Annotated in this window: 18 protein-coding genes; 8 read left to right on the forward strand and 10 right to left on the reverse strand. The window is 64.9% G+C overall.

The features are described 5' to 3' along the window. Positions 1–3: 3 nt before the first annotated feature. Positions 4–717: a helix-turn-helix domain-containing protein gene (locus AB7M16_RS08475; RefSeq protein ID WP_453943643.1), complete on the reverse strand. Its 714-nt coding sequence runs from the start codon at positions 715–717 to the stop codon at positions 4–6. 155 nt (positions 718–872) lie between these two features. On the opposite strand from AB7M16_RS08475, the gene AB7M16_RS08480 reads away from it, so the two are divergent. Next, positions 873–1,190 carry a c-type cytochrome gene (locus AB7M16_RS08480; RefSeq protein WP_453943644.1) on the forward strand — a complete coding sequence of 106 codons (318 nt, stop codon included), beginning with the start codon at positions 873–875 and terminating at the stop codon, positions 1,188–1,190. Between the two features lie 6 nt (positions 1,191–1,196). Here the strand turns inward: AB7M16_RS08480 and AB7M16_RS08485 are convergent, their stop codons facing one another. Genes AB7M16_RS08485 through AB7M16_RS08495 form a run of 3 tightly spaced genes read right to left on the reverse strand, consistent with a single transcriptional unit; the run spans position 1,197 to position 4,210 of the window. After that, positions 1,197–2,300 carry an ABC-type transport auxiliary lipoprotein family protein gene (locus AB7M16_RS08485; RefSeq protein ID WP_439366539.1) on the reverse strand — a complete coding sequence of 368 codons (1,104 nt, stop codon included), beginning with the start codon at positions 2,298–2,300 and terminating at the stop codon, positions 1,197–1,199. Between the two features lie 3 nt (positions 2,301–2,303). After that, positions 2,304–3,071, reverse strand: a complete 768-nt coding sequence (locus AB7M16_RS08490) for an ABC transporter ATP-binding protein (protein ID WP_172785415.1) — start codon at positions 3,069–3,071, stop codon at positions 2,304–2,306. Positions 3,072–3,073: 2 nt separating this feature from the next. After that, positions 3,074–4,210: an ABC transporter permease gene (locus tag AB7M16_RS08495; protein ID WP_453943645.1), complete on the reverse strand. Its 1,137-nt coding sequence runs from the start codon at positions 4,208–4,210 to the stop codon at positions 3,074–3,076. 176 nt (positions 4,211–4,386) lie between these two features. Between AB7M16_RS08495 and AB7M16_RS08500 the strand changes: the two genes are divergently transcribed. Continuing rightward, positions 4,387–4,662 carry a hypothetical protein gene (locus tag AB7M16_RS08500; RefSeq protein WP_453943646.1) on the forward strand — a complete coding sequence of 92 codons (276 nt, stop codon included), beginning with the start codon at positions 4,387–4,389 and terminating at the stop codon, positions 4,660–4,662. Beyond that, positions 4,663–5,151: a phage holin family protein gene (locus AB7M16_RS08505; protein ID WP_172785418.1), complete on the forward strand. Its 489-nt coding sequence runs from the start codon at positions 4,663–4,665 to the stop codon at positions 5,149–5,151. Between the two features lie 9 nt (positions 5,152–5,160). On the opposite strand, the gene AB7M16_RS08510 is transcribed toward AB7M16_RS08505, so the two are convergent. Both AB7M16_RS08510 and AB7M16_RS08515 read right to left on the reverse strand, forming a co-directional pair. Further along, positions 5,161–7,854 carry a bifunctional acetate--CoA ligase family protein/GNAT family N-acetyltransferase gene (locus AB7M16_RS08510; protein ID WP_453943647.1) on the reverse strand — a complete coding sequence of 898 codons (2,694 nt, stop codon included), beginning with the start codon at positions 7,852–7,854 and terminating at the stop codon, positions 5,161–5,163. 63 nt (positions 7,855–7,917) lie between these two features. Further along, a complete protein-coding gene (locus AB7M16_RS08515) occupies positions 7,918–8,751 on the reverse strand; it encodes a universal stress protein (RefSeq protein WP_172785420.1) in 834 nt (277 codons plus the stop codon). A gap of 178 nt (positions 8,752–8,929) precedes the next feature. Here AB7M16_RS08515 and AB7M16_RS08520 point away from each other — a divergent pair, with 178 nt between their 5' ends. The 3 genes from AB7M16_RS08520 to AB7M16_RS08530 are packed head-to-tail and all read left to right on the forward strand — an operon-like array spanning position 8,930 to position 12,461. Further along, a complete protein-coding gene (locus AB7M16_RS08520; RefSeq protein WP_453943648.1) occupies positions 8,930–9,913 on the forward strand; it encodes a zinc-dependent alcohol dehydrogenase family protein in 984 nt (327 codons plus the stop codon). 23 nt (positions 9,914–9,936) lie between these two features. Further along, a complete protein-coding gene (locus tag AB7M16_RS08525; protein WP_453947139.1) occupies positions 9,937–11,478 on the forward strand; it encodes a bifunctional aminoglycoside phosphotransferase/ATP-binding protein in 1,542 nt (513 codons plus the stop codon). Further along, the gene (locus tag AB7M16_RS08530) at positions 11,478–12,461 is read left to right on the forward strand and encodes a CHAD domain-containing protein (RefSeq protein WP_453943649.1); all 984 of its coding nucleotides are present in this window, start codon (positions 11,478–11,480) and stop codon (positions 12,459–12,461) included. The genes AB7M16_RS08525 and AB7M16_RS08530 overlap by 1 nt, the downstream gene beginning before the upstream one ends. Here AB7M16_RS08530 and AB7M16_RS08535 read toward each other — a convergent pair. Beyond that, the gene (locus AB7M16_RS08535) at positions 12,458–14,284 is read right to left on the reverse strand and encodes a PHA/PHB synthase family protein (protein ID WP_453943650.1); all 1,827 of its coding nucleotides are present in this window, start codon (positions 14,282–14,284) and stop codon (positions 12,458–12,460) included. The genes AB7M16_RS08530 and AB7M16_RS08535 overlap by 4 nt on opposite strands. A 205-nt stretch (positions 14,285–14,489) precedes the next feature. Between AB7M16_RS08535 and AB7M16_RS08540 the strand changes: the two genes are divergently transcribed. Continuing rightward, positions 14,490–15,218 carry a CBS domain-containing protein gene (locus tag AB7M16_RS08540; protein ID WP_172785424.1) on the forward strand — a complete coding sequence of 243 codons (729 nt, stop codon included), beginning with the start codon at positions 14,490–14,492 and terminating at the stop codon, positions 15,216–15,218. Positions 15,219–15,244: 26 nt separating this feature from the next. Here AB7M16_RS08540 and AB7M16_RS08545 read toward each other — a convergent pair whose 3' ends face one another. The 3 genes from AB7M16_RS08545 to AB7M16_RS08555 all read right to left on the reverse strand — a co-directional run bounded on the left by AB7M16_RS08545 (position 15,245) and on the right by AB7M16_RS08555 (position 18,082). Further along, the gene (locus AB7M16_RS08545; protein WP_373569536.1) at positions 15,245–15,703 is read right to left on the reverse strand and encodes a RidA family protein; all 459 of its coding nucleotides are present in this window, start codon (positions 15,701–15,703) and stop codon (positions 15,245–15,247) included. 21 nt (positions 15,704–15,724) lie between these two features. Further along, positions 15,725–17,416, reverse strand: coding sequence for a benzoate-CoA ligase family protein (locus AB7M16_RS08550; protein WP_453943651.1), 1,692 nt, complete (start codon positions 17,414–17,416; stop codon positions 15,725–15,727). Between the two features lie 147 nt (positions 17,417–17,563). Beyond that, entirely contained in the window at positions 17,564–18,082 is a 519-nt protein-coding gene (locus AB7M16_RS08555; RefSeq protein ID WP_172785427.1) for a MarR family winged helix-turn-helix transcriptional regulator, read from the reverse strand. A 251-nt stretch (positions 18,083–18,333) separates the two neighbouring features. Here AB7M16_RS08555 and AB7M16_RS08560 point away from each other — a divergent pair, with 251 nt between their 5' ends. Then, positions 18,334–19,509: an ABC transporter substrate-binding protein gene (locus AB7M16_RS08560; protein WP_172785428.1), complete on the forward strand. Its 1,176-nt coding sequence runs from the start codon at positions 18,334–18,336 to the stop codon at positions 19,507–19,509. Positions 19,510–19,566 lie beyond the last annotated feature (57 nt).

Below are 19,566 nucleotides of genomic sequence, written 5' to 3' on the forward strand. Positions count from 1 at the left end.
AGGTCAGGCTGCGGCGATGGCCTCGACGCGAGCGGGATCGAGCAGGCTGATGCCGCCGTGAATGATCTCGATCACGCCGAGACGCTCCAGCTTGGTAAAGGTGCGGCTGACGGTCTCGATGGTCAGGCCGAGATAATCGGCAATGTCCTGGCGGCTCATCGGAAGCGCGACGATGTCGGACGGACCCTTGAGCGCGACCAGCCGCTCACGCCAGCCGAGCAAAAAAGTCGCGACCTTCTCGTCGGCCGAGCGGCGGCCGAGCAGAACCATATGGTCGCGCGCCTGACTCAACTCGCGAATGGCCAGCTCGTTGATGCGCCTGAGCAATTGCGGCCGCTCTTCGGTGAAGCGGCCGAATGGCCCTTTTGGGAATTGGCACACGTTCACCACGCCGATCGCATCGGCCGAAAAATTGTGCCGGCCGGACAGATTCATCCCCAGGAAATCACCGGGCAAGGCAAAGCCGACGATTTGCCGCCGGCCGTCGGGCAGCAGCTTGTAAAGCCGCATGACGCCTTCGAGGACGTTGTAGAACGACGTCGTGATGTCCTCCTCGGAAAACACGGTCTCGCCCGAATCAAAATGGACGCGGCGGCCGAGATGCTCGAACTCCCGGAGTTCGGCTGCATCGAGCGACGAGCAGACCGCCGCTCCGCGCACGGCACAATCGTCGCAAAAATGCCCGTTCGGCTCACTCGTGACCACGGAAGGCTTCATCCACCGCTCCCCCGCGCCGGCCGCTCCCGACGTCAGGCCGAGTCCACCGCGCGGCTGCATTTTACTGCACCGAGCCGCAGCCGATTGACCCAGATCAAATTCGAGCGGCATCGCCGTCATATTCTGCTTCCACGGTTCGACGGGATGATGTTTCCATGCTGCAAAGCGCACTGCGCTACGGCCTGATTGGGCTGCTTCTGATCACGCCTGCGCTAGCGGCCCCGACCGCCGAACAACGCGGCAAGGCTCTTGCCCGAGCCAATTGCGCACGCTGTCACGCGATCGACCGTGCCTCCAAGAGCCCACTCGAGATCGCACCTCCGCTACGCAACCTGCATCGGCGCTATCCGATCAACAGCCTTGGCGAAGCGCTGGCCGAGGGGATCTCCACCGGACATTCCGACATGCCGGCCTTCGAGCTCAGCCCGGACCAGATCCACGACCTGCTGTCCTACCTGAAGACGCTGGAATAGTCGGCCTCACACCGCCTGCACGGTCCATCCGATCAGCTCCTTCGCGATGCGTGCGAAGGCCGCATCGAAGGCGGCGACTGAAGCGGCCGGATCGACCTTGTCGAGCTTTTCGCTGGTCTCGATGAGCCGCGATGCGATCACCTTGCCGTTCTTGTCGACGATCCGCGCCGACAATCCGATCTCGGCCCGAGCCTCCCCATCCGTCGCGATCCGAAAGCGCCGGATGTCGATCAGGAGCTGGTAATCCGCCGGCCCGAGATCCGTCGTGCGCAGCGGGGCGTGGGCGATGTCGTAGTTCTCGAAACTGTCGATCAGGCGTGCCTGCACCAGCTTCGGAATGCTGTCAGCCCAGAGGAAGTCCGCAAAGCCCGGCCTGTCCCCGCTGGGCGCGAACAGCATGCGCTGGGTCTGCAGCATCGCCACCGCCGTCGGCTCGGGAATTGCCAGTGAGGCGGACAGCGTCTTGCCGGCTGGCCCGAGATTCTGCGGCGTGCGCAGGTCGTAGGTGACCTTCTGCGCGGGCGTGCCGCCTCCGGTCATCTTGTCGAGGCCCGCCAGGATGCCGTCGATCTTGCCGGTGTTGCGCGCGAGGCCGTCGGAGAAGGTCTTGAAATTGGCGATGGTGTCCTTCAGCGGGCCGGAATTGTCCTGAAGCACCGTGTCGACCCGCCGCAGCGCATCCCGCGCCGCTTGCGTCATGCTCTGGCCGGCTCCGGCCTCCGCGATCAAGGTCGGCAGCTCGCCGGACCTGGCGACGATCACGCCGCCCTCCAACGTCACCACGGGAACGCCGGTCAGGCCCTGGAATTCGAGCCCGACCTTGGTGTCGGCACGCACCGGCGTCGCCGTTGCAACCGAGATCGTGGCATTGACGAAGCGCGGGTTATCGGGCGCGAGCCCGAGCTGGGTGACCTCCCCGACCCGAATGCCGTTGAACAGCACGCCGGCGCCGACCAGGAGGCCAGGCACCGGACCCTGGAATTGCACGTGATAGTTCGTGCGCGGCCCGATGCCGCCGGTGTTGTTCAGCCAATAGACGAAGCCGAACACCGCGACGATCGCGGCCAGCACGAAACTGCCGATCAGCACATAGGGAGCGCGGGTTTCCATCTCTCATCTCATCTCGTGTTGCAGCATCTGCGAGCGCTTGCCGTGGAAATAGGCGCGCACCCAGGGATGCTCGGATTGCAGCAATTCGCGCATCGGGCCGATCGCCACGATCTTGCCGTCGGCGAGCGCGGCGACGCGGTCGCAGACCGTGGTCAGGCTCGCGAGGTCATGGGTCACCATGAACACGGTGAGCTCCAGGGTCTTTTGCAGCGTCTTGATCAGCGCGTCGAACTCGCCGGCGGCGATCGGGTCGAGGCCCGAGGTCGGCTCGTCCAGGAACAGGATCGGTGGATCGAGCGCGAGCGCGCGCGCCAGCGCCACGCGCTTGGTCATGCCGCCGGACAGCTCCGCCGGATATTTGTCGGCGTCCTCGGCACGCAGACCGACCATTTCGAGCTTGGCGATCGCGATCTCGTCCATCAGTTCCTGCGACAGGACGAGATTTTCGCGCAAGGGAAACTGGACGTTCTGGCGCACCGTCAGCGAGGAGAACAGCGCGCCCTGCTGGAACAGGATGCCCCAGGCCATCGCCGCGCCTCGGCCGTGGCCGCCGGTGGGTTGTCCCATGACCTCGATGGTCCCGCTCCGGCGCGGGATGAGGCCGATGATGGTCCGCATCAAGACCGACTTGCCGCCGCCGGACGCGCCCACCAGCCCGAGAATCTCGCCGCGGCGGACGTCGAGCGACAGATGGTCGAGCACGGTCTGACGACCGAAGCCGACCACGAGATCGCGGACGCGGATCGCGAACTGATCTTGCGATTCTTCCATCGTCACATTCCGATCGAGGCAAAGAAGATAGCGAACAGGCCGTCGAGCACGATCACCAGGAAGATCGATTTCACCACCGACGTCGTGGTCTGCCGCCCCAGCGACTCCGCGCTGCCCTTGACGCGCAATCCCTCGCTGCAGGCCACGATCCCGATCACCAGCGCCATGAACGGCGCCTTCAGGATGCCCACCTCGAAATGCGCGACGGAAATGGCCTCGTGCAGCCGCGCGATGTAGATCGCCGGCCCCATATCGCCATAGAACTGCGCGACCAAGCCGCCGCCATAGAGCGCGGCAATCGATCCGATGAAGGTCAGGATGGGCAGCGCAATGACCAGGGCCGCGACGCGCGGCAGGATCAGGACGTCGATGGGATCGAGCCCCATGGTCGAGAGTGCGTCGATCTCCTCGCGCATCTTCATCGAGCCGAGCTCTGCTGTGTAGGCGCTGCCTGACCTGCCGGCGACCATGATGGCGACGATCAGCACGCCGAGCTCGCGCAGCACCAGGATGCCGACCATGTCGACCGTATACGACTCCGCGCCGAATCTGCGGAAGTGGAAGAAGCCCTGCTGCGCGATGATGGCGCCGATCAGGAAGGTGATGAGCGTGACGATGGGAATCGCCTGCCAGCCGATCCGATAGAGCTGATACACCAGGGAGGTCAGCCGCAGCGAACGCGGCCGGCGCAGCACGCCGACGACGGCCATCAACAAGGCGCCGAGCATCTGAAGGAAGATCGTGATGTCTTCCCGCGCCCCGACCGTGGACTTGCCGAGCTCGCCCAACCTCGCCAGAACCGGATTGGGCGCGACGCTTGGAGCCGGCGTGCGACGGTTGACCTGGCGCACCTCGTCCATCAGCCCGCTGAAATGATCGGCGACGCCGACGAACTCGGCCAACCTGCCTGACGATGCGGCCCTGCGCGACAGCTTCTCCAGGACCCAGGCGCCGAGCGTATCGAGCGCGCTGATCCCCGACATGTCCAGCGTTACGACGCGCGAGCGATCGACGTCGGCCCCGACCGACCGCGACAGCGTCTCGAGCGTCACCACGTTCGCGGCGGTCCATGGCCCCTCGGGGCGCAATTTCAGCACGTCGCCGGACGGCGTCGCGTGCAGCAGCGGTTCGTGGTTCACGCTTTCCACCTCGTCGGGACAATTGGTCCCCATTCAGCCGGCATTTCTAGGCCGGCGTGTGGCGGCCGGATTGACCTGTCTCAAGACCCCGAACGGGCTCCGCCTCTTGACGCAAATCAAGCGCGATCGCGCGGGCGGGTCTTAGGCTCGCTCGGATGCAATGAGGACACCAATCCATGTTCGACAGTGACAGGATGAGCGAGGAATTACGGGCGCTGAAGGTCGACGTCACGCGCCTGTTGAGCACCGCCGGCGAGGAGATGTTCGAGAGCTCGAAAGCTCGCACCGAAGCGCTCGCCGATCAGATCAGGGCCGCGCTCGCCGAGCTCGGCGAGACCGTCGAACAAGAGGGGGAGCAGTTCCAGGGCCTCGTTGCGGAGCGCCCGATCACCTCGCTCGCCTCCGCTTTCGCGCTGGGCGTGGTCGTCGGCTTCATGCTGAGGAGACACTAGGTGAATACCGAGAATGTCATCAAACATCTGCGCGTGCTGTGGCGCACCGACAGGATCATCGCGGACATCAGGCTGCGCCATTTGCTGATCGGCCTCGGCCTGCGCGCCTTCGCGGCGCTGATCGCCGCGTTCGGGCTCCTGATGCTGGAGCTGTCCGCCTATTTCGCGCTGGTGCAGATCTGGAGCGCGATTGCCGCGGCCGCCATCCTCGGCGCCGTCAATTTCGTCATCGCGGCCGCTCTCTTCCTGATCGCTGGCCGCGCCCCGTCGGGACGCGACATCGAGCTCGCCAGCGAAATTCATGACACGTCCATCGAAGCCCTCCAGCTCGAGGCACGAGCGCTCCAGGCCCAGGTGTCAGGCGCGGTGCATCATCCGCTCAGCACCATCGTGCCGGTGCTGCTGCCGCTGATCGCGGTCATCATCAAGACTCTGCGGACGACGGCCAGGACGCCAAACGACGCAAGTTCGGCCGAAGCGCAATCGTAGCTGACGCGCTCAGAGCTTCAGCCTGACGTCGCAGATTTCAGGCTCGGCCGGGTCCGGCTTGACCTCGAAGCCGAGCTGCCGGCACATGTCGAGCATCACGGTGTTCTCCTGCAGCACGTCGCCCGATATGGTCTTTAAGCCCTCCGACCGCGCGTAGTCGATGATCAGCTGCATCAGGGCCCAGCCGAGCCCCCTGCCCTTGAGGTCGGATCGCAGCAGGATCGCGTATTCGCCGGTCTCGTAGATCGAGTCGGAATGGAGCCGGACCACGCCGACCATTTCGCCGGTGGCCTCGTCGAACGCGATGAAGGCCATCGCACGCGCATAGTCGAGCTGGGTCAGGCGCGCGATGAATTCGTGGGTGAACTCCTTCATCGGGGCAAAGAAGCGCAGGCGAAGGTCGTGCGCCGTGACGTGACGCAGGAATTCGTGGATGGTCGGCTCGTCCTCGGGACGCAGGGGCCGGACCAAGATGCGCCAATCGTCCTTGAGCTTGAGGCGCCGCTCCCATTGCGACGGATAGGCGCGAACGGCGAAATTGGCAGGGCCAGAGCCGGCGAACTTCCGCTGCGGCGGCCCGACCGCGACGCGCGCATCTACCGCGGTCACGCCGGTTTCGTCCGCCAGCAACGGATTGATGTCGAATTCGCGGATCTCGGGAATGTCGGCCGCCATCTGCGCCAGCTTGACCAGCACCATGGCGACGGCGTCCTGCTTGACCGCCGGCACGTCGCGATAGGCCTTTAGCAGCCGCGACACACGCGTGCGGTCGATCAGATCGCGAGCCAGTTGCAGGTCGAGCGGCGGAAGCGCCAGCGCCTTGTCGTTGATGATCTCCACCGCCGTGCCGCCGCGGCCGAAAACGACCACGGTGCCGAAGGTCGGATCGTCGGCGAGACCAAGGATCAGCTCACGCGCCTTTGCCTTGACGACCATCGCCTGGACGATGACGCCGCCGATGCGGGCCTCGGGCCGCAGCTTTCTGGCTCGCGCAAGAATGTCCGTGGCCGCCGCACGCACGGCCTCCGGGGTCGTCAGATTGAGCACGACGCCGCCGACGTCGGATTTGTGGGTGATGTCCCGCGACAGGATCTTCAGGACGACGGTGCCGCCTTGCGCGAAGATGTCCTTTGCATAGGTCACCGCCTGCTCGACATCGGCTGCCGCATAGGTCGGCACCATCGCGATGTCGTAGGCTTCGAGCAGGTGCTTGATCTCGACAGGCTCGAGCCACTGGCGGCCGTCCGCGATCGCTTCCGTGACGATCTCTCTTGCCCCCCTGGCATCCGGAACGAACGTATCGGGCATCGCGGGAGGGACCTGGCTCAGCTCCTCCACCACTTCGCGGTGCCGGACCAGATGCATGAAGCCGCGCACGGCATCGTCCTCGGTCGGATAGTTCGGCACGCCGGCGCTGGAGAGTGCCTGGACGATGTGCTGATCGGCGCCGACCCAGGCAGCCAGCACGGGCTTTGCCCATCGGCGGTGCTGCTCGCGATACTTAGCCACGAGCTCCGTCACGGTCTTGGCGATCTCGGCGGCCGATGCGATTGCCGTCTGCACGTTGAGGACGAGAACTGCGTCGTTGTCGCGGTCGGCCAGCAGTTCCTCCAGCGCCGCCGCGTAGCGCGAGGCGTCGGCGTCGCCCACGATGTCGACGGGGTTTGCACCCGACCAGGTCGGCGGCAGCGCCGCATCGAGCTTCCTGCGCGTATCGGTCGAGATGGTTGCCGGAATACCTCCGAGCTCGACCAATCGATCGACCGCAAGGACCCCGATGCCGCCACCATTGGTCAGGATGGCGAGACGCTTTCCGGTCGGCGATTCGACGCGGCCGAGTGTCTCGGCACAATCGAACAACTCGCGCAGATCGGACACCCGCAACACGCCCGCGCGGCGGAACGCCGCATCATAGACGGCGTCGGCACCGGCGAGCGCGCCGGTATGCGTGGCGGCAGCCTTCGCACCCTGCGCCATCCGGCCGGACTTCACCACGACGACCGGCTTCACGCGTGCGGCCGCGCGCGCCGCCGACATGAACTTGCGCGCGTCCTTGATCGCCTCGATGTAGAGCAGGATCGCGCGGGTCTTGTGATCCATCGCGAAATGATCGAGCAGATCGGCAATGTCGACGTCGATCTGATCGCCGATCGAGACGATGCCGGAGAAGCCGACGCCGCGCTGCGCGGCCCAATCCACCATGCCAGCGGCAATGGCGCCCGATTGCGAGATCAGCGCGAGGTTGCCGGCCCGCGGCATGTGCGCGGCGAAACTGGCATTCAGGCTGACGCCCGGCATCATGATGCCGAGGCAGTTCGGTCCGATCAGCCGCATTCCGTGTTTGCGCGCGGCAGCGCTGGTCGCCTCGTGCAGCGATCCCGGTCCCTGGCCGAGACCCGCCGAGACGATCAGCGCCCCCGCAGACCCGCGGCGCCCGGCCTGGTCGACGATGCCTGGTATCTCACCCGCGGGCGCGGTGATGACGACGAGCTCGGGCACGAAGTCCAGCCTGTCCAGGCTCTTCACCGCCGCGATGCCGCCGATCTCGGCATGGCGCGGATTGACGAGGCCAAACCTCCCCTTGAATCCGGCCTTGCCAACATTCTCCAGGACCGCGCGTCCCACGGACGCTGGACGCGCGCTCGCGCCGACGAGCGCGACCGAGCGCGGCGACAGCAGGTTGTTCAGACGATAAGTCGACATGAAAACAAATGCACCGCCTCGGCGGCGGTTCCGATGATTGACGATCCGGCTGGAAGAAGAGGCCTAGTGCGAGATCATAACCCAGCACGGTGGCTGGCCAATGACGGTCTTTGTCACACCTCCCCACACGATCTCGTTCAGGCGCGAATGATGATAGGCGCCCATCACGATGGCATCGATGCCATGGGAATTCGCCCAGCTTCCCAGTACTTTGCCGGTCGAGCTGCCACCCCCCTTCGTGGTTTCGAACGAGGCAAAGACGCCGTGTTCCCGCAAATGGTCGACGAGCGCCGCGCCGGATTGCAGGACCGCGTCAGTCTTGTCCTCCGCCACGGTCAGCACACGAACCGAGGTGGCAGCCTGAAGAATGGGCAACGCATCTCCCGCCGCACGCGCGGCCCGTGCGGAATGATCCCAGGCAATCACGACGTTCTCGAACTCGGGCCGGAGCTCGTCGGCGCGATGTTCGGGACAGAGCAGAAGCGGGCGGCCGGATTCGAACAACAACGCTTCGATGATGGCCTCCGTTCGACTGTCGTGCGGCTTCACGGGAACCAGCGTGAGGTCGCTGAAGCGAGCGTGCTCGGCCAGGATCGCTCCGATCTGATCCGCGGGCACCTTGCCCGACCGGCTCTGGGCGCGGATGTTGGCGCGGGAAGCCGCATTGGTGAAGGCATTCAGCAGCTGTTGCATGTCGCTGGCCTCGAGGCTGGCCTGCGCGGAAGCGCGATCGTCAGGCAGCATCACCTTCGGCCGCTCGAAAACATCTTCCTCGAGTGCGAGCGCGGTGATCCTGGCGCCGAGATCGGCGGCCACAGCGACGCATTTCTCGATCGCAACCAGGGCTGGCCCGCGCGGCTGGCCGACAAGGGGCAGAAACACATCCTTGATGGGCATCGGAATTCTCCTGAGCCACGATCATAGGCCGGCTGTCGTCGAGACCCTTGATCCGCGTCAAGACCGGGGGAAACTCCGTCCGATCAACCGGGCGAACCGGCGTTGACTGACGTCAAGGACTGGCCACTCGGTCGTTCTATGGATAGTTCAATCGGAGCGGTTCGCCCCGGAGACAGACATGCGTGCGATGGTGTTGCCGGCCCCACGAGCGCGGCTCCAGATGGAGGAGCGGGCTGACCCCCTGCCGGGCGAGGGTCAGATCCGGGTGAAGATCAGCGCCTGCGGTGTATGCCGGACCGATCTTCATCTCGTCGACGCCGAGCTGCCCGGCATCCGCTATCCGATCGTGCCTGGCCACGAGATCGTCGGCCGGGTCGACCTCATCGGTGCGAATGTGACGACACATGCGCCTGGTGAGCGGGTCGGCATTCCCTGGCTCGGCTTCACCTGCGGAACATGCCGCTTCTGCCGGGAGGGCATGGAAAACCTCTGTGACGCGCCGCTGTTCACCGGCTACACACGCGACGGCGGCTACGCGACCCACACCATCGCCGACGCACGTTACGCTTTTCCGCTCGGCGAGGCCGGCAGCGACGTCGAAATTGCGCCTCTGCTATGCGCGGGGCTGATCGGCTGGCGCTCGCTGGTCCTGGCCGGCCCCGCCGAGAGGCTCGGCCTCTATGGCTTCGGCGCCGCCGGCCACATCATTGCGCAAGTCGCGGTTTGGCAGGGACGCTCCGTCCATGCATTCACGCGGGCAGGCGATGCCGCTGCACAAGGTCTTGCACGCCGTCTCGGCGCTGTCTGGGCGGGGTCATCTGACCAGATGCCCGACCAGCCGCTCGACGCCGCGATCATTTATGCCCCAGCCGGCGAGCTGGTCCCGGCGGCGTTGCGCGCCGTACGCAAAGGCGGTCGCGTCGTCTGCGCCGGCATCCACATGAGCGACATTCCAAGCTTTCCGTATGATTTGCTGTGGCAGGAGCGGCAGTTGGTCTCAGTCGCCAATTTGACCCGGCAGGATGGCCTCGATTTTCTCAAGGTCGCGCCGCAAGCCGGCGTGCGCACCGAGACGACGGCGTTTCCGCTCGATCAGGCCAACGAGGTCCTGGCCATGCTGCGGAATGGCCAGATCCTCGGCGCGGCCGTGCTGACGCCCTGATGGTGCTTCCCATGTCCGCTTCGATGAAGGATGACACGGCGGCTCAGGAGCGCATCTTTCGGATGCTGACCGATCATCCCGGCGTGAGGCGCATCGACACGCATGCCGCCTCGGTGTTCCTGGATGCAAAGCGCGCACTGAAGATCAAGCGCGCCGTCCGGTTTCCCTTCCTCGACTATTCGACGCTCGAGAAGCGCAAGGCGGCCTGCGAGGAGGAGATCCGCATCAACCGGCCCCTGGCGCCGCAGATCTATCATGGCGTCGTGGCGATCACGGAAGAGCCGGATGGATCGGTGAAGGTCGACGGCGTCGGACGGCCGATCGAGTATGCTGTCGACATGTCGCGCTTCGACGAAAGCAGGACGCTGGATCATGTGGCCAAGGCCGGCCCGCTGGACGCGAAGCTTGCCGCCGCGGCCGCGGCCGACGCAATCGCGGCGTCGCACGTGGCGGCGACACGCGCGGACGGAAGAGCGTGGGTCTCCTCCATCCCGGCCCTGATCGACGGCAACACGGATGGTCTGCGGGCCGGCGGACATTTCGGCGCAGAGGAGATCGAGCAACTCGGCAAGGCCTCGCACACGGCCTATCTGCGTATTCGCGCCCTGCTCGCAGAGCGCGGTCGCCGGGGCTTCGTGCGCCGCTGCCATGGCGATCTGCATCTGGCAAACATCGTCATGATCGATGATCGTCCCGTGCTGTTCGATGCGATCGAGTTCGATGCGCAGATGGCGACGGTCGACGTGCTCTACGATCTCGCATTCACGCTGATGGACCTGTTGCAGCACCATCAGCCGGGCGCGGCAAACATGGTGCTGAACCGCTATCTCGCCGTGACGCCGGCCGACAATCTCGACGCGCTCTCGACCCTGCCGCTGTTCATGTCCATCCGGGCGGCGATCCGCGCCCAGGTTAGCTTGGCGCGGCTCAAGCGGACGCATTCCGACGGTCCCGGCATTCTCGACCAGGCACGACGCTATTTCGAGCTCGCAGGGATGCTGATCCGTCCTTCTGCTCCGCGCCTGATTGCGGTGGGCGGACTGTCCGGCACCGGAAAGTCCGCCTTGGCGCACGCGCTCGCGCCGCTCGTCGCACCGGAGCCGGGCGCCGTCGTGCTGCGTAGTGATCTCGTCCGCAAGCAGATGTTCGGGGTCGAGGACACCCACCGCCTGCCGCCTTGGGCCTACACGCCGGAGGTCACGGCCCGCGTCTACGACACGCTGGTGCAGCATGCCCGGCGGGTGCTGGCGCAGGGCCATTCGGCGATCATCGACGGCGTCTTCGCTCGCGAGGACGAACGCGACGCAATTGCCGTGCTGGCGCGCGAGCGCAACGTGGCGTTGAACGGGCTATTCCTGGTCGCGGACCTTGCGACCCGGCAGGCGCGCATCGGCAACCGCCGGGAAGACGCATCGGATGCCACGCCGGAGGTTGCCGCGCTGCAAGAGCACTATAATATCGGCCATGTCGGCTGGGCGATCATCGATGCATCCGGGACACAAGAGCAGACGCTTCAGAACTGCCGGAACGTCATCGCTGAGGGGCAAACAAGGCAATCAGACTGATGCGGGCAAGTAAGTCGCGACCCACCACGCGCTCGACGGCAAACGCGCATGCCAAGCCGGCCACGCGGCGCAACGCGCTGCCGGCCCGACTCAGCCCCGGCATGGCCTGCGACACGGCCTTCCGGATCATCGCCCGCCGTCACCTCGACGCTGTGATCGCTCAGCACGACGGCACCTGCCGCGGCGATCCCGATGCGCTGCACCAGATCCGGATCGCACTGACGCATCTGCGGACTGCCATCCGCTTCTTCTCGCCGATGGTCGACGATGCGTTGCGGCCGGAGGTCTGGGCCGAACTGAAATGGCTGAACGGTCAGCTCGGCATGGTGCGGGACCTCGACGTGGCCATCGAGCGGATCGTCGCGGAGAGTGGCACCGAGCTCGCCGTGGTCGCCGAGCTTCAGCGCTGGGACGAGAAGCGCGCGGAGAGTCACCGGCTGCTGGCGCGCGCGCTGCAATCGGCGCGGTGTCGCCGCCTGGTCGAGCAAACCTCAATGTGGATCGAAAGCGGCCCCTGGTCGACCCGCCGCAGCAAGGACGCCATCCGGCTGCGCCGCCGCACCCTCGCCGACCACGCGACGGAGCGGCTGACCGAGTGGGAGACGACGCTGCTCAAGAAGGCCCGGAAGCTGAAAAAGCTCGATGTCGAGAAACGTCACAAGCTGCGCCTCCTCAACAAGCGGATGACCTATTCGGTCGAGTCGCTTGCGGATCTGTTCGCCGATGGCGCGGCGAAACAGAAGTCCATCCTCAAGCAATTGCGCAAGGCACAACGGTCGCTCGGACAATTGAACGACGATGCACGCGGACAGGCGTTGGCGGCATCGTTGAATGGCGCCGGCCTCGAGGCCAGCAATCGATTCCTCGATCGCAAGCGGGAAAAGAAGCTGTTGCGGAAGGCCTCGGAGGCCTACCGCAAATTGGACAAGACCAAACCGTTCGGCTCTTCGGATCTCGCGCCGAGTTCGGAGCCGGAAGCTTAGGTGTGGACGTAGTCTCCCGGCGCATCGGGCAGGCCGAGAGCACCGCCAAGCCCGATCTGCGGGGGATCGCAGGGCGCACCGGAGCGCGCTGACAGCCAAGTGGCCCATTCAGGCCACCACGAGCCTTCGACGCGCGGGGCGAGCTTCAGCCATTCGTCCGCACCGACATAGGGCGCGTCAGCAGCCTTGGTCAGCACCTGATAGAAGTGGCCCTCCTCCTGCGGCGGCGCGACGACGCCGGCATTGTGGCCGCCGCTGGTCAACAGGAACGTCACGTCGGCATCGACCTGATAATGGATCTTGTAGACGGATCGCCACGGCGCGACGTGATCGGCGAGCGTGCCGACCACGAACATGGGCGTGTGAATGTCCGATAGCGAGACGCTCCTGCATTCGACCCGATAGCGACCTTCCGCCAGATCGTCGTTTAGGAACAGCTGGCGCAGATACTCCGAGTGCATGCGATAGGGCAGCCGCGTGGCGTCGGCATTCCAGGCCATCAGGTCGCTCGGTGGCGAGCCGTCGCCCATCAGATAGTCACGCGAGAGCCGCGACCAGATCAGCTCGTTGGAGCGCAGCAGCTGGAACGCGCCCGCCATCTGTGTCGTGTCGAGATAGCCGCGCTGCCACATCATGTCTTCGAGGAAGGCAACTTGGCTCTCGTTAATGAACAGCGTCAATTCGCCGGCCTCGGTGAAATCGGTTTGCGCGGCGAGAAGCGTGACCGTGCCGAGACGGCTGTCGCCGTCGCGGCCCATGGCCGCCGCGGCGATCGACAGCAACGTGCCGCCAAGACAATAGCCGAGTGCATGGATCTTCCGGCCCGGCACGATCTGGCCGATCATGTCCAGTGCGGCCATCACGCCCAGCTTGCGGTAGTCGTCGAAGGCAACATCCCGATCGTTCGCGTCCGGATTGCGCCAGGAGATTGCGAAGACGGTGAAGCCCTGAGCGGTCAGGTATTTGACCAGGGAATTCTGCGGCGACAGATCGAGGATGTAGTACTTCATGATCCAGGCCGGCACGATCAGAATCGGCTCCGGCCGCACCTGCGCAGTCGTCGGATGGTACTGGATCAGCTCGATCAGGCTGTTGCGGTAGACGACCTTGCCGGGCGAAGCCGCCACCGTCTTGCCGACGACGAACTGATCCTCGTCGGCCAGCTTCGAGCCGGAGAGCAGGCGCATCAGGTCGCTGCACCAGTTCTGCCAGCCGAACACGAAGTTCTCGCCGCCGCTCTGGAACGCTTTTTCCAGAACCTGCGGATTGGTGGCCGCAAAGTTCGACGGTGCCAGCATGTCGAGCATCTGGCGCATCGAGAACTCGACGATGGCTTCGTTCGCGTGGGACACGCCGCGTATGCCGGTCGTGGCATCGTGCCACCAACGTTCGGTGAGCAGAAACGCCTGCGCAAGCAGATTGAACGGCGCGGCCTCCCATTGCCGGTCCTTAAAGCGGCGATCCCGCCCCTGCGGCCGAATGACGGACCACGGCTCCTGAATTGTCGCGCGCGCGGCGGCCTTCAGGAGGCGGCCGGAATCGCGGAAGATGTTGCGGGAGAGCTCCATCTGATGCTGAGGCGCCGCCGCAAGATGCGCGCCCCAATCGAGCCAGGCGAGCGACAAGGCCACGGGCGAGATCCCGCCCGTGAACCGCGCCAGCATGGCATGGAACGCGCGATCAAGCGGATAGGTATCCGTTGCTTGCGGGCAAGTGCAGTCAGCCGGTGTCCCTGCGACCCTTTCGGGAATCTCGGCAGCCGGCCTGGCCGCAGGAGCTTGCAGCGGCGCTTCGGCCCGTGGAAATATCTTCACGACGCTCATGGCTGATTGTTCCTGCGGGCTTCCGTTCTAGGCCTGCGGCAGGATATGGCGACGCTGCCGCCGCGCGTTGAGCTGCATCAAATCGCTGCGCGGATCACAATCGGACAATCAGGGCAAGCTTCGTCCGCTTGACCTGGGTCAAACCACACCCCGACGGATTCACTAGGCTTTGCGCATTGAAGTTGACATGCCAGCGGAGTTGTCCATGCGCGCCCACCAGATCATGACCCGATCGGTCATCTCGGTCACCCCCGACACCAGCATCGTCGAAGCGGCCAACATCATGCTGAAGCGACATGTCAGCGGCCTCACCGTAGTCGACGATACCGGCAAGTTGATCGGCGTGGTGTCGGAGGGAGATTTCATCCGCCGCAGCGAAATCGGCACCGGGCGCAAGCGCGGGCGATGGCTGCGGTTCATCCTGGGTCCGGGCAAATCCGCCAGCGACTTCGTCCACGAGCACGGCCGCAAGGTCTCGGAAGTGATGACCGACTCGCCCGTGACCATCACGGAGGACACCGCGCTCGCGGAGATCGTCGATCTCATGGAGCGGAACAACGTCAAGCGGCTGCCGGTCGTGCGCGGCGACAAGGTCGTCGGGATCGTGTCCCGCGCCAATCTGTTGCAGGCGGTGGCGGGGCTGGCCCGCGACGTGCCGGATCCGACCGCCGATGACGATCACATTCGCAGCCGCATCATCGAGACCATGGAGAGGAACGATTGGTGCCCGTTCGGGCTGAACGTCATCGTGCGTGACGGGATCGTTCATCTCAGCGGCGTCATCACCGAAGAGCGCACACGTCAGGCCGCGGTCGTCGCTGCGGAGAACGTCGAGGGCGTGAAGAAGGTACACGACCATCTGTGCTGGGTCGACACCCTGTCCGGCATCTATCTCAACTCGCCCGAAGACGACGAACTCGCCAAAGCGAGCTGATCAGGGCAAGCTGATCGCGGCAGAATTCAGCTCGGAATGACGGCGGTGGCTTCGATCTCGACGCGCGCCGCCTTCTCGACGAGGCGGACGACCTGAACCAGGGCCATCGCCGGATAGTGCGCTCCGAAGACGTCGCGGTAGACCTTGCCGAGCTCCTTCAGATTGGCCAGGTACTCGTCCATGTCGACGACGTACCAGGTCAGCCGCACGAGGTGCTCGGGCCGGGCACCGGCCTCGGCCAGGATCGCGGCGATGTTGTCGAGGGTCTGGCGCACCTGCGCGACGAAGCCGTCCGCAAGACGCTCCTCCGCGTCCCAGCCGATCACCCCGCCGGTGACGACGATGCGTCCCTCGGCAGCGATGCCGTTGGCATAGCCCTTCGGCAGCGGCCAGCCTGACGGCTGCAGGATCTGCGCCTTGATGCGCGTTCCATCCTCGGCTGCGGTCGGCAGCACCGCGAGTTGCGGGCTTTTCGGCGTCGTCACTGACAATTCTCTATCCTTCTCTCATTCCGCGGCGACGCCCGAGGACGTCACTGCGGCCTGCGCCAGCTGCCGCAGGGCAAAGCGCTTCAGCTTGCCGGTCTCAGTCTTCGGCAATTGCGCCACGAACTCGATGGCGCGTGGATATTTGTACGGCGCGATCTCGCGTTTGACATGCTCCTGCAACTCGGCCACCAGCTGAGCGTCAGGCGTCACGCCGGGCGCGGCAATGACATAGGCCTTCACGATCATGCCGCGGGCCTCGTCGGGCGCACCGACCACACCGCATTCGGCGACCGCCGGATGCGTGAGCAGCGCCGCTTCGACGTCAGTCCCCGCGATGTTGTAGCCGGCCGACACGATCATGTCGTCGGAGCGCGACTGGTACCAGAAATAGCCGTCGCTATCCATCAAATAGGTGTCGCCGGTGATGTTCCAGCCGTTCTGGACGTATTTCCGCTGCCGCTCGTCGGCCAGATAGCGGCAGCCGGTCGGCCCGCGCACGGCGAGACGGCCCATCGTTCCCGGCGGCACATCGCGGCCCTCATCATCGACGACCTTGGCTTCATAGCCCGGCACGGGCTTGCCGGTGGCGCCGGGGCGGATCTCGTCCTCGGTCGCGCTGATGAAGATGTGCAGCATCTCGGTCGAACCGATGCCGTCCAACAGCTTAATCCCGGTCGCCTTGAGCCAGGCATCGAATGTCGGCTTGGGAAGGGTCTCGCCCGCGGAGACGCATTTGCGGAGCGAAGAAATGTCGCGGCCCGCGAGCTTGCCGAGCATGGCGCGGTATGCGGTCGGCGCCGTGAAGCAGACCGTGGTCTTGTACTGCTCGATCGCATTCAGAATGTCGTCCGGCGTCGTCTTCTCCAGCACGACAAAGGAGGCGCCGATATGCATCGGAAACAGCACGCCGCCGAAGCCGAAGGTGAAGGCGAGCGGGGCCGAGCCGACGAAGCGATCCTTTTGCTCGGCGCGCAGGATGTTGCGTGCGTAACCGTCACAGACCGCGAGCATGTCGCGGTGGAAATGCATGGTGCCCTTGGGATCGCCGGTCGTGCCCGAGGTGAATGCGATCAGACAGATATCGTCGGCGGCGGTATCGACGGCCTTGAAGTCAGGGCTGGCATCGGCGATCAGCGCTTCGAGCGAATCCGCCGCGCCATTGCCCCAATAGACCACGTGTTTGAGGCCGGGCGCTGCGGCTTTCGCCTTCTCCATTTCCTCGGCGAGCTTTCCGTCGCACAGCGCCAGCGTGATCTCCGCCTTCTGAATCGGATAGGACAGCTCCTTGGCGCGCAACAGCGGCATCGTCGCGACGCAAATCCCGCCGGCCTTGATCACAGCGAGATAGGTCGCAACCATCATCGGGTTGTTGGCCGAGCGCAACAGCACGCGCCCGCCGGTGATGAGACCGAGCTTGCCAACCAGCACATTGGCGATGCGGTTCACCAGCGCCTGCAGCTCGCGATAGGTGTAGCTGACGGCTGGGCTGATGACGCAAGGGGCATCGCCCTGGCCCTGCTCGACCCAGCGATCGAGGAAATAGCTGACGCAGTTCAGTCGCGGTGGATAGTGCAGCTCCGGCCGCGTGAAGATGAATTCGGGCCAAAGCTCGCGCGGCGGCAGGTGTTGCCGCGCGAACGTATCGACATGGGCCGTCGCGGCGCTGCCGTCAGACGAGCCCGTTACTTGAATCTTGGCGGCGTTGGCCATCGCACGCTCCTTTCAGCATGGATTGCACCCGGCAGCACGATCTGGAAAACATTTTAGGCTTAAAACAATTTCGCGCAATAGGGGATTTTAGGCATCCCGTGCTTTTTCATGCGGGAAAGGGGTGGGCGGCCTGTCGCGCCCGCACGGTCAGGGCCGGCGGCGGGCGGCCGATTTCTGCGCGGACGCCTTGGTCTTGGCGAGGAGGCGCATCAGTTCGCGCACGTCCTTCGGCGAGAGGTCGGCGAACAGATCGGCGATCCAGGCCTCGTGCTCGGCGGCCATCCTGCGGAACTCGGCACGCCCGAGCTTGGTCAGCCGGATCACCTGGACGCGACGGTCGGTCTCCGAGGTCCGCCGGTCGAGATGACCTGATTCCACCAACCGCTCCACGAGCCCGGTCACATTGCCGTTCGACACCATCATGCGCTTGGAGACATCGGAGAGCGTCATGCCGTCAGGCGCCTTGTCGAGCTGCGCCATCAGGTCGAAGCGCGGCAGCGTGACGTCGAACCGCTGCCGCAGCCGGCCGCGCACCTCGCCCTCGATCAGCGTCGTGCAGGTCAAGAGCCGCAGCCACAGCCGAAGCTCTTCGGCATGGTCCTCCGGTGTTTCGACGGCCTTGGTCTCGGAATCGAGCATGTCGATGCAGCCACTCACGGCCGGCATTGGCGCCGGCACGGATTCCCCAACATTTTGAGCTTCAAATAAATCCGGGCCGGCTGCAAGTCCAAAGCTGCAACAATCGACCGCACGCCGATTTCTTTAGGCTTCAAATAATTGGCGCGCCGCTTGCATGCACCGCTGCCCGCAGGATGCGACGCCTCGCGCTCGGCTTGCCGCGGCGGCCGTCATCGGCATAAGCTTTGGATTGGAGTACGTGGCTTGCAGCGCAAGCCAGTCGTCACGAGGGACAGATCATGAAGACGCAAATGACCTTGGCCGCAGCCGCGATGCTGCTCGGCACCGTGGCCACCCCTGCCCTCGCCCAGGAAAAAATCAAGCTCGGTGTGATCGTGACCCTGTCGGGACCCGCCGCAGCGCTGGGCCAGCAGGTTCGCGACGGCTTCGCGCTCGCCGTGAAGGACCTCGGCAGCAAGATGGGCGGCCGCGACGTCGAGCTCGTCGTCGTCGACGACGAGCTGAAGCCGGATGCAGCGGTGACCAAGGTGAAGGGCCTTCTGGAGCGCGAGAAGGTCGACTTCGTGGTCGGGCCGATCTTCTCCAACATCCTCCAGGCCATCCACCGGCCCATCACGGAATCGAAGACGTTCCTAATCAGCCCCAATGCCGGCCCCTCGACATTCGCCGGCAAGGACTGCAACCCGTTCTTCTATGTGACGTCCTATCAGAACGATCAGGTGCACGAGATCCTCGGCAAGGTCGCGCAGGATCGCGGCTACAAGCGCATGTACCTGATGGTGCCGAACTATCAGGCCGGCAAGGATTCGGTGGCGGGCTTCAAGCTCGACTACAAGGGCGAGATCGTCGAGGAATCCTACATGCCGCTGAACACGCTGGATTTCCAGCCGGAGCTCTCCAAGATTTCCTCACAGAAGCCCGATGCACTGTTCACGTTCATGCCGGGCGGCCTCGGCGTCAATCTCGTCAAGCAGTACCGGCAGGCCGGGCTCGCCGATACCATTCCAGTGCTGTCGGCCTTCACTGTCGATGAATCGACCCTGCCGGCGCAGCAGGATGCGGCGGTCGGCATGTTCGGCGGCGCGAACTGGGCACCCAACCTCGACAATCCCCAGAACAAGAAGTTCGTTGCCGCCTACGAGGCCGCCTACAATAGCGTTCCCGGCACTTACGCCTCCCAGGCCTACGACACCGCGATGCTGATCGACAGCGCCGTCAAGGCCGTGAAGGGCGACCTTTCCAACAAGGACGCCGTTGGCGCCGCGTTGAAGAAGGCCGACTTCACCTCGCTGCGCGGGGCCTTCAAGTTCAACCACAACAATTATCCGATCCAGGATTTCTACCTGACCAAGGTCGCCAAGCGTCCGGACGGCAAGTTCCAGACCGAGATCGTGCAGAAGGTGTTCGAGAATTACGGCGACCGCTATGCCAAGGACTGCAAGGCGACGAACTGAGCATGATCGGACCCGAAGGGCCGCGGTAGCGCAAAATGCGCAGCGGTTTTCCGAACA

The organism is Bradyrhizobium sp. USDA 372 (assembly GCF_053629095.1).

Bases quoted from the DNA above. Each gene is read 5' to 3' on its own strand.
- AB7M16_RS08475 (WP_453943643.1), bottom strand. From the start codon at position 717: ATGAAGCCTTCCGTGGTCACGAGTGAGCCGAACGGGCATTTTTGCGAC.
- AB7M16_RS08480 (WP_453943644.1), top strand. From the start codon at position 873: ATGCTGCAAAGCGCACTGCGCTACGGCCTGATTGGGCTGCTTCTGATC.
- AB7M16_RS08485 (WP_439366539.1), bottom strand. From the start codon at position 2,300: ATGGAAACCCGCGCTCCCTATGTGCTGATCGGCAGTTTCGTGCTGGCC.
- AB7M16_RS08490 (WP_172785415.1), bottom strand. From the start codon at position 3,071: ATGGAAGAATCGCAAGATCAGTTCGCGATCCGCGTCCGCGATCTCGTG.
- AB7M16_RS08500 (WP_453943646.1), top strand. From the start codon at position 4,387: ATGTTCGACAGTGACAGGATGAGCGAGGAATTACGGGCGCTGAAGGTC.
- AB7M16_RS08510 (WP_453943647.1), bottom strand. From the start codon at position 7,854: ATGTCGACTTATCGTCTGAACAACCTGCTGTCGCCGCGCTCGGTCGCG.
- AB7M16_RS08515 (WP_172785420.1), bottom strand. From the start codon at position 8,751: ATGCCCATCAAGGATGTGTTTCTGCCCCTTGTCGGCCAGCCGCGCGGG.
- AB7M16_RS08520 (WP_453943648.1), top strand. From the start codon at position 8,930: ATGCGTGCGATGGTGTTGCCGGCCCCACGAGCGCGGCTCCAGATGGAG.
- AB7M16_RS08525 (WP_453947139.1), top strand. From the start codon at position 9,937: ATGAAGGATGACACGGCGGCTCAGGAGCGCATCTTTCGGATGCTGACC.
- AB7M16_RS08530 (WP_453943649.1), top strand. From the start codon at position 11,478: ATGCGGGCAAGTAAGTCGCGACCCACCACGCGCTCGACGGCAAACGCG.
- AB7M16_RS08535 (WP_453943650.1), bottom strand. From the start codon at position 14,284: ATGAGCGTCGTGAAGATATTTCCACGGGCCGAAGCGCCGCTGCAAGCT.
- AB7M16_RS08540 (WP_172785424.1), top strand. From the start codon at position 14,490: ATGCGCGCCCACCAGATCATGACCCGATCGGTCATCTCGGTCACCCCC.
- AB7M16_RS08550 (WP_453943651.1), bottom strand. From the start codon at position 17,416: ATGGCCAACGCCGCCAAGATTCAAGTAACGGGCTCGTCTGACGGCAGC.
- AB7M16_RS08555 (WP_172785427.1), bottom strand. From the start codon at position 18,082: ATGCCGGCCGTGAGTGGCTGCATCGACATGCTCGATTCCGAGACCAAG.
- AB7M16_RS08560 (WP_172785428.1), top strand. From the start codon at position 18,334: ATGAAGACGCAAATGACCTTGGCCGCAGCCGCGATGCTGCTCGGCACC.